This is a genomic window from Microbacterium alkaliflavum, assembly GCF_044325405.1.
GTDB classification, from domain to species: domain Bacteria; phylum Actinomycetota; class Actinomycetes; order Actinomycetales; family Microbacteriaceae; genus Microbacterium; species Microbacterium alkaliflavum.
Genome location: NZ_JBIQWL010000001.1, coordinates 173,985 through 188,194, shown reverse-complemented (window position 1 = coordinate 188,194; position 14,210 = coordinate 173,985). Strand labels below are relative to the sequence as shown.

Here is a 14,210-nt window from a genome sequence, read left to right as displayed (position 1 = left end):
CGAGCGCCTTCCCACTTCGTCCCCAGTCATGCCGTGCGCCTGTCCCCTTGTCGGACACCAGCGCCAGCGTTCTCACCCGCACACACGCGAACAACCACGTGGGCTCCCCCGAACCCCGGCGTTTCCCCAGTAGCTCGTCATGAACACCCCAGACGAGCTTTGAAACCATCCGCTGGGCACGGTAGCCCCGCCCCGAAAGCCCCGTCAAGACATGTTCTGAAAATCCGTCGCTGAAGCGCGCATAACGGATTCGGCATGCATCCCGGCGGAAGGGGAATGCGCCGCGGGATTCCGCGGTTGTCGGCCGGTCAGCTCAGGCCGCTGTAGACGTGCAGACCCTTGAAGAACATGTTCACGATCGTGAAGTTGAACATGACCGCGGAGAAGCCGATGATCGACAGCCAGGCCGATCGGCTGCCGCGCCAGCCCCGCGTCGCGCGTGCGTGGATGTACCCCGCGTAAAGGACCCAGATCACGAAGGTCCAGACTTCCTTCGTGTCGAACCCCCAGTAGCGGCCCCACGCGTCGTTGGCCCAGATCGAGCCTGCGATGAGCGTGAACGTCCAGAAGATGAAGCCGATGATGGCGAAGCGGTAGGCCAGCGACTCGAGCGCATCGGAGCCCGGCAGGGTGCGCAGGAACCGCGCGCCCTGCTTCGCGGCTCCGGCCTCGGCGGCTGCGACTCGGCGTTCGCGCCGGGCCTGCATGAGCTGCAGGACGGAGAGGCCGAAGGCGAGGGCGAACAGGGCCGTTGCGAGCGATGCGACGAAGACGTGGATGACGAGCCAGATCGACTTGAGCGGATCGGCGAGGGGCGTGATCTGCACGTAGAACGCGAGCGTCGAGGCTCCGAGCAGCAGTACGACCATGCCCGTGATGAGCGCGCCGAGGAACCGCAGGTCGTAGCGGAAAAGCACCACGAGGTAGACGGCGACGATGAGGAGCGTGCCGGTGAGCGCGAACTCGTACATGTTCGACCACGGGACGCGCCCCGCGGCGATGCCGCGGGTGAGCGCGCCGCCGAGGTGGAAGAGGAAGGCGAGCACGGTGAGCGACGTGCCGATGCGGGCCCAGAGGAGCCGCTGACGCTTGCCGACGGGAGCCTCGAGAGCTGCTTCGGCGGCCGCCTGCTGCGACTTCATGACGGCGACGTCGTCGCGCGCCGATGCCCCGTCGGCGACCGCGGCGCCGACGCCGACGAGCTCTCGCTCGCGCGCGGCATCCTGCGCATCCGCGGCCTGCACGCCGCGCCGCGAGAGGTCCACCGTGTACGCGATGAAGGCGAGCGCGTAGACCGCGATCGCCGTCCACACGAGCAGCACGGACACCGAGTCGAGCGACAGCGTTTCAGCCATGACTTCCAGTCTACTTCGCGGGCCTCAGCGCCCTTTTTCGGGAGCTCAGGGGGTCTTGAGCGCGGCGTCGAGGGCGTCGCCGTGCTTCTGCGCGAGCTGGTCGACGGCGCCGGCGAGCGTCGGGTCCTCGCCGCGGGCGAGGCCCGCGTACTCGATGCGCAGCGTGTGCCCGGCGGGCGCGACCTTGATCCACATGCGGCGCCGGGGCACGAAGAGCGCTGTGATCAGCCCCGCGAGCGCGAGGATCGCGAACCCGAGCACCCAGGGTGCGGCGACGTCGCGGTGGACCGACAGCGACACGAAGCGCTGGACGGATGCCGCATACCCGGACGAGCCCGCAGGCGACTCGTTCGCGAGCGTGATCGTGCCGAGGCCGTTGGGGAGGTCCGCGGTCTCGCCCGGCGCGAGCTCGATGGAGTCGACGCCCGTCTTTCCGCCCGTCAGCTGCTCCATGCCCGTGGGGTCGAGCGTGTAGACCGAGCGGGGCGTGCCGTCGTCGATGCCGAGGTCGCCCGCGTACACGTTGAGCGTCATCACGGGGTTGATGAGGGCGGGGTACGCGGAGGTGAACGCACCCGACGTCATCTTGACCTGCGTCGGGTAGAAGAAGCCCACCATCCCGAGCTGCTCCGGCAGTCCGTCGGGCACCTTGACGACGCCGAGCGAGGTCATGTTTGTGTCCTGCGGCAGGAACGGCACCGACTCGTCGTAGACGACGTCGCCGGCGGCATTGCGGATCGTGATGTGCGGCGCGTAGCCGTTGCCCATGAGGTAGACGCGGTCGCCGGCGATCGTCAGCGGGTGGTTGACGCGCACCTCGCCGGTCTGGGCGCTGCCGCCGCCGAGCTGCGTCGTGAGGTGCGCGACGAAGTCGCCGGCCTGCCCGGAGCCCTGCTCCCCCTCGGGCACGTAGTTGATCGAGAACTTGTCGAGGGTCAGCGAGTAGGGCGTCAGGCGGTCCTCGTCGACGAAGCGGCCCGGGTTGAACGACGAGTAGTCGAGCATCGTGTTGACGAACGTGCGGCCCTCGATGATGACCGTCTGCCCCGTGTAGGTCAGGCCTCCGCCGATGCCGACGGCGAGCAGCACGCCGACGAGCGCGCTGTGGAACACGAGGTTTCCGGTCTCGCGGAGATAGCCGCGCTCGGCCGAGACGGAGAGCGTCTTTCCCGTGTCGTAGCGCTCGACCCGGTAGCCGGCCTTCTTGAGCTGCTGCGCGGCGAGGTCGATGGCCCGGGATGCCGCGGCCGCGGCATCCGTCTCATCTGTGGGCGAGAGCTCGACGATGGTCTCGCGGTGGTCGTCGAGGCGGGACAGGCGCGCCGGCGTGCGGGGCGGCCGCGCGCGCAGCGCCTTCCAGTGGTGCTTCGTGCGCGGGATGACGCAGCCGATGAGCGAGACGAACAGCAGGATGTAGATCGCCGAGAACCAGGCCGACGTGTAGACGTCGAACAGCTGCATCTTGTCGAGGATCGGCGCGAGGTCGGGGTTGTCGGTGAAGTACTGCGTGACGCCGTTCGGGTCGGCGCTGCGCTGCGGCACGATCGAGCCGGGCACCGCCGCGATGGCGAGGAGAAGCAGCAGCACGAGGGCTGTGCGCATGCTCGTGAGCTGACGCCAGCCCCAGCGCAGCCAGCCGATCGGACCGAGCTTGGGCGAGACGACCTCGTCGGAGACGCCGTCGGCGTGGTCGGACGGGCGCAGCGGATCGCTCACGCTCGCATCCACCTGCGCTGAGCCTGTCGAAGCGTCAGAGCGGGAGCGGGACACTCGAGAACACCCCCTGGAGGCTGGCCATGATGGCGCTCCACACACCGGTCACCATGAGCACGCCGAGGGCGATGAGCAGCACGCCGCCGATGATGTTGACGGCGCGGATGTGGCGGCGCAGGAACGCGACGGAACGGGTCGCCCACCCGAATCCGAGAGTCAGGAGCACGAACGGGATGCCGAGCCCCAGCGAGTACGCGAGCCCGAGCAGCGCGGCACGACCCGGGTCGCCGAGATTCCACGAGACGGAGAGGATCGCGGCGAGGGTCGGTCCGATGCAGGGCGTCCAGCCGATGCCCAGGGCGATGCCGAGCAGCGGCGCGCCGATGAGCCCGACGTTGCTCTGCACGTGCGGGTGCACCGTCTTCTGCGCGAAGCCGAAGACGCCGATGAAGACGAGCCCGAGGACGATCACGACGACTCCGAGGATGCGCGTGATGACCTCGTTGTAAGCGAGGAAGAACTGGCCGAGCGTGCCGCCGAGGATCGTGACGGCCATGAACACGACGGTGAACCCGGCGATGAACAGGAGAACGCCGAACAGGAGGCGCGACTTCGTCGGCGCCTCGACGGCGACCGTCGGAGAATCCGCGCTCTGTCGGAGAGATCCGGCCGAATCCTCCGACGACGCCTGGATCGTCCGACGTTCCGCGCGGGGCCGGGGCTGCACGGCTCCTCCGATGAAGCCGAGGTAGCCGGGTACGAGCGGCAGGACGCACGGCGAGAGGAACGACAGGAGCCCTGCGAGCAGGGCGATGGGCAGCGCCACCCAGAGGGCGCCCGCAGCCATGACCGCCTCGATGCTCACGAGGTCTCCGCGAGCGCGTCGCGCACGAGCGTCTCGAGGATCGAGGCATCCAGCAGCTGCCCGATGATGCGCGCCGCGACGCGGCCCTCCTTGTCGAGCACGAGCGTCGTGGGTGTGGCGTTGATCGGCGTCCGCTCGGCGAAGGCGAGCTTGATGGCACCGTCCTGGGCAGCGAGCAGGCTCGGGTAGCTCACCGAGTACTTGTCGGCGAACGCGGAGGCCGCCTCGGCCGAGTCGCTCGTGTTGACGCCGAGGAACGAGACGCCCTGGCCGTCGAAGCTCGAGGCGGCCTCCTCGAGCCGCGGCGCCTCGGCACGGCACGGGCCGCACGCGGCGTACCAGAAGTTCACGACGAGCACATCGCCGGCGTAGTCGGTGCTGCTGACGGTCTGCCCCGAGTCGGTCGATCCCGTGAACGAGACCGGCTCGCCGCGGTCGGCGGCCGCGATCTCGACGACCCGCGAGTCGCCCGCGATGAAGCCCTTGTTGTCGCCCGCGCGGTACTGCTCGGCGAGCGGGTCGCTGCTGCACGCGGCAAGTCCCCCGACGAGGGCCAGGACGGCGAGAGCGGATGCCGCGGCGCGGCCGAACGGGCGGGTCATACGGCTCCCACATCGATGGCGCCCGCGGTGGACGCGGGCTCTGCATAGCCGACCTCGACCCAGCGGTCGTCGCGCAGGTCGAGGCTCGTGACGCTCGACAGAGCGCACCTGCGGCGGCGCGGATCGTGACGGGAGGGCAGGCCCATCACGTGGAGGTGCGTGACCCAGATCGGCAGCTGGTGCGAGACGATGACGACGTCGCCCGTCTCGACCGAGTTCCAGGCATCCCGCATCGCGGCATCCATGCGGGCGATGACCTGCGCGTACGGCTCGCCCCAGCTGGGGACGGCGGGCTCCCTGAGGTGACGCCAGTTGCCGGGGTTGAGGAGCGCGCGGCTCATCCGCCGCCCCTCGAAGACGTTGGTGGGCTCGATGACGCGCTCGTCGACGACGGGCTCGAGCCCGAACCTGGCCGCGAAAGGGGCCGCCGATTCGCGCGTGCGCTGCAGCGGCGAGCACACCAGACCCGTGACGGGACGCGTGAGCCGCCCCACGTAGTCGGCCGCCTGCTGCGCCATGTGGTGGCCGTCGGCGCTCAGACCGTAGCCGGGGAGCCGCCCGTACAGCACACGGCGAGGATTGTCGACCTCCCCATGACGCACGAGATGAAGGCGATCGGCGGGCACCCGTCCAGTCTACGGCGGCGCGTTCTGTGGACGCGCTGAGCGCGGGTCAGGCCGACGGAACCCCCGCGGACGTCACGAAGAACGCGATCACGAGCACCAACGTCACGCCGACGGCGCCCAGCAGCGGGATGTAGAAGGCGATCTTGCGCTTCACCATGAAGACGATCGAGACGATCGCGGCGGCGACGAGCACGGCCCAGGGCACCAGGGTGCCGATGAGCCAGCCGGCCGTGATGAGCTCGGTGCTGCAGTCGCGCACACCGCAGGGATCGGACGCCATGATGAGGAAGAGCCCCGCGAACGAGGCGATCGCCGTGTAGACGACGAGCCCGACGAGGAAGACGATCGTCAGCACGACGTCCCACACCTGCACGGGCTGCCGCGGCGGCTTCGAGGGTGGCACCGCACCGTAGGCGGGCGGCTGGGCGGCGTATCCGGGATAGGGCGGCGGCGTCGTCACGGCCACATCATAGGGATGCCGCGGCATCCGTGTCAGTCGTCAGCCGAACTCGGCCTCTTCGCAGGCCACCCCGAGGAATCCCAGGTGACGGGAACCTGCGCGGACGTGAAGAAGGGCTCTGAATCGGCTCGAAGATAGGATGGTCGATCGTGAGTGAACGCGTTCTCGTCCAGCAGCTGCAGGGTCTTGCCGACGGTCCGGTGACCGTCTCCGGATGGGTCGAGACCGTCCGCGATCAGAAGAAGGTGCAGTTCGTCATCCTTCGCGACGAGACGGGCGCCGTGCAGCTGGTCAACCCGGCGACTCGTCCGGCCGACCCTTCAGCTGCTGAGCCTGTCGAAGCACAGGATGCCGCTGCCCTCGCGTTGACCGACACGATCTCCAACCTCTCGACGGGCACGTTCCTGACGGTGCAGGGCGACCTCAAGCACGACGAGCGCGTCAAGCTCGGCGGCGTCGAGATCAAGATCGGCACGCTCGACATCGCGGCGGCGGCGCTCCCCGAGACGCCCATCGCGGCCGACTCGGGCCTCGACAAGCGCATGGACTGGCGCTTCCTCGACCTGCGCCAGCGTCGCAACAACCTCATCTTCCGCGTGCAGACGACGCTCGAGCACGCGTTCCGCTCGTACTGGATCGAGCGCGACTACATCGAGGTGCACTCCCCCAAGCTCATGGCCTCTGCCTCCGAGTCCAACGCCGAGCTGTTCGAGGTCCCCTACTTCGAGGAGAAGACGGCGTACCTCGCCCAGTCGCCGCAGTTCTTCAAGCAGATGGCCCAGGTCGCCGGCTTCGGCAAGATCTTCGAGATCGCGCCCGCGTTCCGCGCCGACCCCTCCTTCACGAGCCGCCACGCGACGGAGTTCACGTCGGTCGACGCGGAGATCAGCTGGATCGACTCGCACCTCGACGTGGCCGCCATGCAGGAGGAGCTGCTGCACACGGCTTTCCAGGCCGTCAAGCACAAGCACGGCGACGAGATCGAGGAGCTCTTCGGCATCGAGGTGCAGGTGCCCCGCATCCCGTTCCCGCGCATCCCGCTCGCCGAGGCGCGCGAGATCGTGAAGGCGCGGGGCTACGACATCCCCCGCACCGACGGCGACCTCGACCCCGAGGGCGAGCGCCAGATCTCGGCCCACGTGCTCGAGACCTACGGTCACGAGTTCGTCTTCATCACCGACTACCACCCCGAGATCCGCGCGTTCTATCACATGCGCGACGAAGAGACGGGGCTCACCAAGAGCTACGACCTCCTCTTCAAGGGCGTCGAGATCACGACGGGCGCGCAGCGCGAGCACCGCGTCGACGTGCTCATGGAGCAGGCCAAGGAGAAGGGTCTCCTGCCGGAGCACCTCGACTTCTACTTCGACTTCTTCCGTTACGGCGCCCCGCCCCACGGCGGGTTCGGCATGGGCCTCGCGCGCGTGCTCATGCTGCTGCTCGGGCAGGACTCGATCCGCGAGGTCACCTACCTCTTCCGCGGCCCGACGCGCCTCGCGCCGTAGGAACCATCGTCACGGGGCCCCGTGAGCGCATCGGCGCTCACGGGGTCCCGTGCGTGTGCATGCGCTCCCCGGACGCGCTGAAGATGCTCAGCACCTCGGCGGGCCCGTCGACGGTGGCGCTCAGGCTGTGCGGCAGTCGCGTGTCGAACTCGGCCGCCTCGCCGCGCTCGATGATGTGGGCGTGGTCGTCGAGCACGAGGCGCAGCCGGCCGCTCAGGACGTACAGCCACTCGTAGCCGTCGTGCACGCGCGGCTCGGGCGCCTCGGCCGCCGCAGGGAAGGTCACCTTGTAGGCCTGCACCGGCGAGTGGTCGAGAGTCAGCGGGGCGATCACCATGCCCTCGCGCCGCTGCACCGCGCGATGGACGCGAGGGTCGGCCGGAGCCTCGGGCAGCAGGTCGTCGATCCGGATGCCGAGCTGCCGTGTGAGCGGCAGCAGGAGCTCGAGCGACGCCTGGCGCTTGCCGGCCTCGAGGCGTGAGAGCGTGCTCGGCGACATCCCCGCGCGGGTCGCGAGGTCGTCGAGCGTCCAGCCGCGGTCCTTACGCGCCGCCCGCAGCCGCGGTCCGACCTGATCCAGTGCGTCCATGCCTCCATCTTGCCATTTCCGCAAAGTCATTTGCCATCTTGTGAGCGTGCCATCACGCTGGAGTCATGGAGAACGATTGGGATGCCGTCATCATCGGCGGCGGCGTGGCGGGCCTGAGCGCTGCGCAGATGCTCGGGCGGTCGAGACGCCGCACGCTCGTCATCGACGGCGGGATGCCGCGCAACAGGTTCGCTTCGCACATGCACGGCGTGCTCGGGCATGACGGCACGCCGCCGACCGGGCTTCTGGCCACTGGTCGGGATGAGTGCCGTGCATACGGCGTCGAGTTCGCCGCCGGCGCCGTGGCGGCCCTCGTCGACGAGGGCGACCGCCTGCGGGTGACCCGCGACGACGGGTCGGTCGACACCGCGCGCGCCGTCGTCATCGCGACCGGCATCCGCGACGAGCTCCCCGACGTGCCCGGTCTGCGCGAGCAGTGGGGCCGGACCGTCCTGCACTGCCCGTACTGCCACGGCTGGGAGGTGGCCGGGCGCCGCCTCGCGGTGCTCGCGACCCCGGCGGCGGGCCTTCACCAGGTCGAGCTCGTTCGCCAGCTCTCGGATGACGTCACGGTGTTCACGACCGCGCCGGTCGACGAGTCGGCGGCCGCGCGGCTCACGGCCCGCGACATCCGGATCGTCACCGCGCGCGTCCTCGCCGCGCACGGTCGTGATGGCGCCCTGGCGATCACGACGGAGGGCGGCGAGGAGTTCGTCGTCGACGCATTGTTCACCGGCGGAGAGCCCTCGATCGACCTCGGCTTCGCCGCCGGCGTCGAGCTCGTACGTGCCGACGACCCGGGCGCCCCCCTGGTCGCCGATCTGCGCGGCGCCACGAGCCACCCCCGGGTCTTCGCCGCCGGGAATGTCACCGCGCCGTACGGCAATGTCCCACTGTCGATGGGCTCCGGATCGATGGCGGGCGCGGGCGTGAACGCGATGCTCGTCGCGGAGGATTTCGCGCGAGCGGTCGAAGACCGCACGGCGGCGCGCAATGCCGCGTGGGAGGAGCGCTATGCCACCGAGGAGCGCTTCTGGTCGGGCCGGGTCAACGCGACGATGGCGGCGGTCGCAGCCGGACTCGAACCGGGCACGGCGCTCGACGTCGGCTCGGGCGAGGGCGGAGACGCCGTGTGGCTCGCCGAGCGGGGCTGGCGGGCCACAGGGGTGGACGTCTCGGCGACCGCCGTGCGCCGGGCGGCCGCACTTGCCGAGTCTCGCGGCGTCGACGCGGACTTCCGGGTGGGCGACGGCGCGGCATCCGTTCCCGGCGAATTCGATCTCGTGCTCGCAAGCTTCCTGCACTCGTGGGAGGCGGACTTCCCGCGCCTGCGCCTGCTGCGCGACGCCGCCGACCGCGTGGCTCCGGGCGGGCGCCTGCTGATCGTGTCGCATGCCGCGGCGCCGCCGTGGGCGCGCGAGCTGCCGGAGCACGCGCCGGTCATGCGCACGCCGGACGAGGAGCTCGCACTCCTCGCCCTCGACGAGAGCGAATGGCAGCCGGAGATCGTGGAGATCCGCCGACGCGAGGCCACCGCGCCCGACGGCGCAGCCGCGCACCTCGACGACGGCGTGCTGCTCCTGCGTCGCATCGGCTGAGCGCCCGCCCTCGGCCCGCAAGCGTGCGCCATCTCGGCTCGCTGGGACGACACGCCGCTGCGCGACGCGTCCGAGACCACGTGCGTCATAGGAGCCGAGATGCGGGACGGGTCGAGCCGCCTAGGGTGGGGGCGTGACGACGATCGACGGACTCCACAACTTCCGCGACACGGGCGGCATCGCCCTCGAGGGCGGCGGCGCGGTGCGCTCGGGCGTGCTCTACCGCTCCGACGCGCTCGGAGCACTGACCCCCGCCGGTGTCGACGCGTTCGCCGAGACGCCGATCGGCGTCGTGGTCGACTTCCGCACGCCGGAGGAGCGGCAGATGTCGCCCGACCGGCTCCCGGCCTCGCGCCCCGTGCAGCTCGTCGAGCTTCCCCTCCTCGAGGGCGCGATCGGGCAGCTCGCAGGCGACGCCGTGCAATCGGCATCCCGAGACACCGCCGCCCTGACCGCCGCGATGGAACAGCTCCCCACTCTCGGCGATCTGTATCTCGGGATGCTGCAGCACGGCGCCGAGGTCTTCGCGGCGACCGCTCGGCTCGTCGCGGCGAGCCGCGAGGACACGCCGACCGCGGTGCTCGTGCACTGCACGGCCGGAAAGGACCGGACGGGCGTCGCGACCGCCCTGCTCCTGCGCGCCGCGGGTGCCGACCGCGCCGCCGTCATCACCGACTACGCCTCGTCGGCCGGCAACCTCGACGGCGCGTGGTCGGAGGGCATGTACGCGATGCTGACGCAGTTCGGCATCCCGCTCACCCCCGCGCTGCAGACCCTCGTCGCAGGCTCCCCCGCGTCGGAGATCGAGCGCGCCCTCGACTGGATCGAGTCCGAGCACGGCGAGGCCGCCGCGTACCTGCAGTCGGGCGGCCTGACCGACGACGAGCTCTCGGCGCTGCGCACCCGCCTCGCGGGCTGACCCCCGGCATCCCACTCCCGCAACGATCGGATGCCTCGACGCTGAGCCTCCACTGGAGTGCCGAGAGCGCGGGTGGCACCCACGTGCTCGGCAGGCCGGTGGAGGCTCACGGATCCACGGCCGTGCCAGGGGTCAGGAGGTGGCGGCGAGCAGGGCTTCGCGCAGGCGGTCGGGCGAGACGCGCCAGTGCGCGTGCAGGCGGTCGTCGATGAGCACGACCGGGATCTTCTCCCACCACAGCTCGTAGAGCGCGGGGTCGTCGGCGATCGAGCGCTCCTCGACCTCGACCGAGTCCTCGGGCAGGTCGGCGACGACGCTCTCGACGATCTCCCGCGCCACATCGCAGAGGTGGCAGTCGGGCTTGCCGATCAGGGTGAGGGTCGTCACGTCTCCATGGTACGAGCGCGGCCGGGGCTCAGCGCTCGATCGGATACCCCGCGGCCGCCCACTCGCCCGTTCCGCCCTCGACGTTGGTCGCGTCGTAGCCGCGCGCCTCGAGCGCCTGCACGACGCGCGCCGAGCGCCCGCCGACCTGGCAGATGACGTCGAAGGCGCCGTCGGGCAGCTCGTCGAGGTGATCGCCGATCGTGGACATGGGCAGGTTGACGGCGCCGGGCACGTGGCCCGCGGCGAACTCGTCGGCCTCGCGCACGTCGATGAGCGGCACGTCGGTGCGGGCGCGGAGTTCGTGGACGGTGATGGTCTGCATGATTCCTCTGGTCGGTCCAACACGAAGCGCCCGTCCGAGGACAGGCGCTTGGTGTTCTGGCCGCTTACTTCTTGTTGCGGCGCTGGTGGCGAGTCTTGCGAAGCAGCTTGCGGTGCTTCTTCTTCGCCATGCGCTTGCGGCGCTTCTTGATGACAGAACCCACGGAAAACCTCACTAGATCGGGGTCTGGACGCGGTGCGAATCGCGCCCGGGAACGGGCAAAACGGAAAAATGCCTCGTATGAGTCTAGCCGACGTCGGCGACTGGACGTTGCAGGGCCTCGGTGACGGCGGATTCGGGCACGCGATAGCTGCGTCCGAACCGCACAGCGGGAAGCTCTCCGGCGTGCACGAGGCGGTACACCGTCATCTTCGAGACGCGCATCAGTTCGGCGACCTCCGCGACCGTGAGGAACCGCACGTCGGGCAGCTCAGCCATGGATCCCTCGTCTCCCCAGCGCATCTCGAGTCGATGCTGAGCCGATCTTAGATCCCGCGTGCGACGCGTGTAAACCGCTGTTGCCCGTGTGATTCCTGGGACGGATGCTTCACAAATCGCTTCGCGTCCGCCGCAGCCGTTCCGCGGCCTCGCGTGCGGTCTGCCGCTCGTGGCGGCGCGCGTCGCGCAGGGCCCGTTCCGCGTCGCGCACGCCGCGCTGCGCCTCGCGGAGCTTCTTGTCGGCCGCGAGCTCGGCATCCGGCGCGGCCGGCCACATCTGACCCTCTTCGTGCGCGGCGCCCTGCTCGAGCGACCCGATGTAGGCCGCGATGCCGTCGAGGCTGCGCGCGACGGCGAAGGCGAAGGGGTCGGACTCGTCGAGGAACACGCCCGCGTCGATCGCGGCCCGCAGCTGCGGGTAGGCATCGGCGGTCACGAGCTCGCGGTAGAGCGCGTCCTCGCGGCGCGCGATGTCGCCGGTCTCCTGGCCGGTCTCCCGCTGCACGCGCGTATAGCCGGCGATCACGCGGCCCGTCCAGTACGCGTGACCCGTGATGAGCAGCACGACCGAGAGGCGCTCGTCGTACGACAGCGGCGTCGCGCCGAGGGCGCTGAGCCCCACATCCATCCAGGCGGCGCTGTTCGGAGTCGTCGGCGAGCCGTTGATCGGCACGTCGAGCACCCAGGGATGCCGCAGATAATTCGTGACGAACTCGCGGTACAGCAGCTCGAGCCGGCCGCGCCACGTGTCGGGCTCGAGGATCGACGCGGGCGGCAGCCCCGTTGCCTCCTCCTGCATGAGCAGCACGAGGTCGTCCTTCGCGCTGACGTAGCGGTAGAGCGACATCGGCGTGTAGCCCAGGCGCGACGCGACGGCGGCCATCGAGACGGCGGCCAGCCCCTCGGAATCCGCGATCTCGACCGCGGCCTCGACGATGCGCTCGACGCTCATCTCGCGCTTCGGTCCGCGCTGTGGATCGGCCGCGATCCCCCACGCCAGCGCGATGCCGCGCGGGAGGTCGAGTTCGCCCGGTCCGCTCATCCCGTCAGTCTAGGACTGTTTATCACGTAAACAGTGTGTTACCGTCATAAACAGTTTCGGACGTACACAGAAGAAAGGATGCTCCATGGATGCCGCCATCTCCGTCCGCGGCCTGCGCAAGGCCTTCGGACGCCAGACGGTCCTCGACACGATCGACCTCGAAGTCGGCCGCGGCGAGATCTTCGCTCTGCTCGGGCCGAACGGCGCGGGCAAGACCACGACCATCTCGGTGCTCACGACGCTGCAGCGACCAGATGCGGGGTCGGCGCTCGTCGCGGGATTCGACGTCGTCTCCTCCCCCGACGAGGTCAAGCGCCGCATCGCCTTGACGGGTCAATCGGCCGCCGTCGACGATGTGCTCACCGGCACGGAGAACCTCGTCATGCTCGGCCGGCTGTCCGGCCTCACGCCTCGCGCGGCCCGCGCGAAGGCCGAAGAGCTGCTGAACCGCTTCGGCCTGACCGATGCCGCGACCAAGCGCGTCCGCTCGTATTCGGGCGGCATGCGCCGGCGTCTCGACCTGGCCCTCAGCTTCGTGGTGACACCTCAGGTGCTCTTCCTCGACGAGCCGACGACGGGGCTCGACACCAAGAGCCGGCGCGAGTTGTGGGATGTCATCCGCACCCTCGCCGACTCCGGCACGACGGTCTTCCTCACGACGCAGTACCTCGAGGAGGCCGACCACCTGGCGGATCGCGTCGCGGTGCTCGACGACGGCCGGATCGTCGCCGACGACACTCCGGCGGCACTCAAGGCGCGGATCGGCGGAGATGTCGTCGAACTGCGCGACCGCCACGACACGCTGCTGCGCGAGGTCGCCACCGACGGCTCGGTGTCGGGACTGCGGCGAGCGCTCGACGTGCTCGACGAGTCCGGGGCCGAGGGCATCGTCACGCTTCGTCGCCCGAGCCTCGACGACGTCTTCCTCTCACTCACCGGCGGATCGGCATCGGCATCCGCCCTGTCCCTGGAGAAGTCCGCATGACCACGCTCACGGCACCCGCCTCGCTCGCCCGGCCCCGCCTCACGGGGCTGACGGCGGAATCCGTCTTCGTCCGGCGGAGCCTCACGCACTCGCTCCGCGACGGGGAGTCGCTCTCCATGGCGATCATGCTCCCCGTCATGCTCATGCTGCTGTTCACGTGGGTGTTCGGCAACGCGATCGACCCGTCGGGAGGCTACGTCGACTACGTCGTGCCGGGCATCATCCTGCTGTGCGCCGGCTTCGGCGCGGCCTCGACGGCCGTCTACGTCGCGCGGGACATGTCGCTCGGCATCATCGACCGGTTCCGCACGATGCCGCTGCGCTCGAGCGCCGTCCTCACGGGCCACGTCGTCGCGAGCCTCGTGCGCAACCTGCTCGCGACCGCGGTCGTCATCGGGGTCGCGCTGCTCGTCGGCTTCCGCCCGACCGCGGACTTCTGGGGATGGACGGCGGCGATCGGCATGATCGCGCTCTACATCCTGGCGATCACCTACCTGTTCGCCTCGATCGGCCTCGCCGCGAATAGCCCGGAGGCGGCGAGCGGGTACGGGTTCATCATCCTGTTCGTCCCGTACCTGTCGAGCGCGTTCGTGCCCGTCGAGACCATGCCCGACTGGCTCCAGTGGATCGCCGAGAACCAGCCCATCACTCCGATCATCGAGACCATCCGGGGGCTGCTGATGGGGACGCCGCTCGGGAACGAGCCCGTGTGGGCGCTGTTCTGGTGCGTCTTGATCCTCGGCGTCTCGTTCGCGTGGGGTGCGTGGCTGTTCCGCAGGAAGGCGGGGCGGCGGTGAAAGCCCG

At 70.0% G+C, this 14,210-nt stretch carries 17 protein-coding genes; 5 read left to right on the top strand and 12 right to left on the bottom strand.

All coding sequences use genetic code 11. The features are described 5' to 3' along the window. Positions 1 to 308: 308 nt before the first annotated feature. From ccsB to ACH3VR_RS00880, 6 genes are read right to left on the bottom strand one after another with little or no spacing between them, the layout of a single operon-like run. Positions 309 to 1,355, bottom strand: coding sequence for a c-type cytochrome biogenesis protein CcsB (gene ccsB, locus ACH3VR_RS00905; RefSeq protein ID WP_396638866.1), 1,047 nt, complete (start codon positions 1,353 to 1,355; stop codon positions 309 to 311). Positions 1,356 to 1,400: 45 nt separating this feature from the next. Further along, positions 1,401 to 3,125 (bottom strand): cytochrome c biogenesis protein ResB, encoded by a 1,725-nt coding sequence (gene resB, locus ACH3VR_RS00900; protein ID WP_396638865.1) that lies wholly within the window; start codon positions 3,123 to 3,125, stop codon positions 1,401 to 1,403. Further along, on the bottom strand, positions 3,106 to 3,915 hold the full coding sequence (locus tag ACH3VR_RS00895) for a cytochrome c biogenesis CcdA family protein (protein ID WP_396639633.1): 810 nt from the start codon (positions 3,913 to 3,915) through the stop codon (positions 3,106 to 3,108). The genes resB and ACH3VR_RS00895 overlap by 20 nt, the downstream gene beginning before the upstream one ends. Positions 3,916 to 3,929: 14 nt before the next feature. Beyond that, a complete protein-coding gene (locus ACH3VR_RS00890) occupies positions 3,930 to 4,535 on the bottom strand; it encodes a TlpA family protein disulfide reductase (protein ID WP_396638864.1) in 606 nt (201 codons plus the stop codon). Continuing rightward, positions 4,532 to 5,161 (bottom strand): histidine phosphatase family protein, encoded by a 630-nt coding sequence (locus ACH3VR_RS00885; protein ID WP_396638863.1) that lies wholly within the window; start codon positions 5,159 to 5,161, stop codon positions 4,532 to 4,534. Before ACH3VR_RS00885 ends, ACH3VR_RS00890 begins: the two co-directional genes overlap by 4 nt. A gap of 46 nt (positions 5,162 to 5,207) precedes the next feature. Beyond that, complete coding sequence (locus ACH3VR_RS00880) at positions 5,208 to 5,621, bottom strand: DUF6264 family protein (protein WP_396638862.1); 414 nt, start codon at positions 5,619 to 5,621, stop codon at positions 5,208 to 5,210. A gap of 149 nt (positions 5,622 to 5,770) precedes the next feature. On the opposite strand from ACH3VR_RS00880, the gene aspS reads away from it, so the two are divergent. After that, positions 5,771 to 7,126: an aspartate--tRNA(Asn) ligase gene (aspS, locus tag ACH3VR_RS00875; RefSeq protein WP_396638861.1), complete on the top strand. Its 1,356-nt coding sequence runs from the start codon at positions 5,771 to 5,773 to the stop codon at positions 7,124 to 7,126. Between the two features lie 37 nt (positions 7,127 to 7,163). On the opposite strand, the gene ACH3VR_RS00870 is transcribed toward aspS, so the two are convergent. Continuing rightward, entirely contained in the window at positions 7,164 to 7,715 is a 552-nt protein-coding gene (locus ACH3VR_RS00870) for a helix-turn-helix domain-containing protein (protein WP_396638860.1), read from the bottom strand. Between the two features lie 65 nt (positions 7,716 to 7,780). Here ACH3VR_RS00870 and ACH3VR_RS00865 point away from each other — a divergent pair, with 65 nt between their 5' ends. Together ACH3VR_RS00865 and ACH3VR_RS00860 are read left to right on the top strand one after the other, a co-directional pair. Then, positions 7,781 to 9,313, top strand: a complete 1,533-nt coding sequence (locus ACH3VR_RS00865) for an FAD-dependent oxidoreductase (RefSeq protein WP_396638859.1) — start codon at positions 7,781 to 7,783, stop codon at positions 9,311 to 9,313. 133 nt (positions 9,314 to 9,446) lie between these two features. Continuing rightward, entirely contained in the window at positions 9,447 to 10,232 is a 786-nt protein-coding gene (locus ACH3VR_RS00860; RefSeq protein WP_396638858.1) for a tyrosine-protein phosphatase, read from the top strand. A gap of 132 nt (positions 10,233 to 10,364) precedes the next feature. Here the strand turns inward: ACH3VR_RS00860 and ACH3VR_RS00855 are convergent, their stop codons facing one another. From ACH3VR_RS00855 to ACH3VR_RS00835, 5 genes are all read right to left on the bottom strand, one after another. Continuing rightward, the gene (locus ACH3VR_RS00855; RefSeq protein ID WP_396638857.1) at positions 10,365 to 10,619 is read right to left on the bottom strand and encodes a glutaredoxin family protein; all 255 of its coding nucleotides are present in this window, start codon (positions 10,617 to 10,619) and stop codon (positions 10,365 to 10,367) included. A gap of 28 nt (positions 10,620 to 10,647) precedes the next feature. Next, positions 10,648 to 10,941 carry a rhodanese-like domain-containing protein gene (locus ACH3VR_RS00850; RefSeq protein ID WP_396638856.1) on the bottom strand — a complete coding sequence of 98 codons (294 nt, stop codon included), beginning with the start codon at positions 10,939 to 10,941 and terminating at the stop codon, positions 10,648 to 10,650. 64 nt (positions 10,942 to 11,005) lie between these two features. Further along, positions 11,006 to 11,104: a 30S ribosomal protein bS22 gene (locus tag ACH3VR_RS00845; RefSeq protein ID WP_003792170.1), complete on the bottom strand. Its 99-nt coding sequence runs from the start codon at positions 11,102 to 11,104 to the stop codon at positions 11,006 to 11,008. 83 nt (positions 11,105 to 11,187) lie between these two features. After that, entirely contained in the window at positions 11,188 to 11,379 is a 192-nt protein-coding gene (locus ACH3VR_RS00840; protein WP_165128062.1) for a helix-turn-helix domain-containing protein, read from the bottom strand. 109 nt (positions 11,380 to 11,488) lie between these two features. After that, the gene (locus ACH3VR_RS00835) at positions 11,489 to 12,421 is read right to left on the bottom strand and encodes a TetR/AcrR family transcriptional regulator (protein WP_396638855.1); all 933 of its coding nucleotides are present in this window, start codon (positions 12,419 to 12,421) and stop codon (positions 11,489 to 11,491) included. Positions 12,422 to 12,506: 85 nt separating this feature from the next. On the opposite strand from ACH3VR_RS00835, the gene ACH3VR_RS00830 reads away from it, so the two are divergent. Then, positions 12,507 to 13,406, top strand: coding sequence for an ATP-binding cassette domain-containing protein (locus ACH3VR_RS00830; RefSeq protein WP_396638854.1), 900 nt, complete (start codon positions 12,507 to 12,509; stop codon positions 13,404 to 13,406). Continuing rightward, positions 13,403 to 14,203: an ABC transporter permease gene (locus ACH3VR_RS00825; RefSeq protein WP_396638853.1), complete on the top strand. Its 801-nt coding sequence runs from the start codon at positions 13,403 to 13,405 to the stop codon at positions 14,201 to 14,203. The genes ACH3VR_RS00830 and ACH3VR_RS00825 overlap by 4 nt, the downstream gene beginning before the upstream one ends. The last annotated feature ends 7 nt before the right edge of the window (positions 14,204 to 14,210 follow it).

Bases quoted from the DNA above. Each gene is read 5' to 3' on its own strand.
- ACH3VR_RS00895 (WP_396639633.1), bottom strand. From the start codon at position 3,915: ATGGCTGCGGGCGCCCTCTGGGTGGCGCTGCCCATCGCCCTGCTCGCA.
- ACH3VR_RS00865 (WP_396638859.1), top strand. From the start codon at position 7,781: ATGGAGAACGATTGGGATGCCGTCATCATCGGCGGCGGCGTGGCGGGC.
- ACH3VR_RS00840 (WP_165128062.1), bottom strand. From the start codon at position 11,379: ATGGCTGAGCTGCCCGACGTGCGGTTCCTCACGGTCGCGGAGGTCGCC.
- ACH3VR_RS00850 (WP_396638856.1), bottom strand. From the start codon at position 10,941: ATGCAGACCATCACCGTCCACGAACTCCGCGCCCGCACCGACGTGCCG.
- ACH3VR_RS00890 (WP_396638864.1), bottom strand. From the start codon at position 4,535: ATGACCCGCCCGTTCGGCCGCGCCGCGGCATCCGCTCTCGCCGTCCTG.
- ACH3VR_RS00870 (WP_396638860.1), bottom strand. From the start codon at position 7,715: ATGGACGCACTGGATCAGGTCGGACCGCGGCTGCGGGCGGCGCGTAAG.
- ACH3VR_RS00835 (WP_396638855.1), bottom strand. From the start codon at position 12,421: ATGAGCGGACCGGGCGAACTCGACCTCCCGCGCGGCATCGCGCTGGCG.
- ACH3VR_RS00830 (WP_396638854.1), top strand. From the start codon at position 12,507: ATGGATGCCGCCATCTCCGTCCGCGGCCTGCGCAAGGCCTTCGGACGC.
- ccsB (WP_396638866.1), bottom strand. From the start codon at position 1,355: ATGGCTGAAACGCTGTCGCTCGACTCGGTGTCCGTGCTGCTCGTGTGG.
- ACH3VR_RS00825 (WP_396638853.1), top strand. From the start codon at position 13,403: ATGACCACGCTCACGGCACCCGCCTCGCTCGCCCGGCCCCGCCTCACG.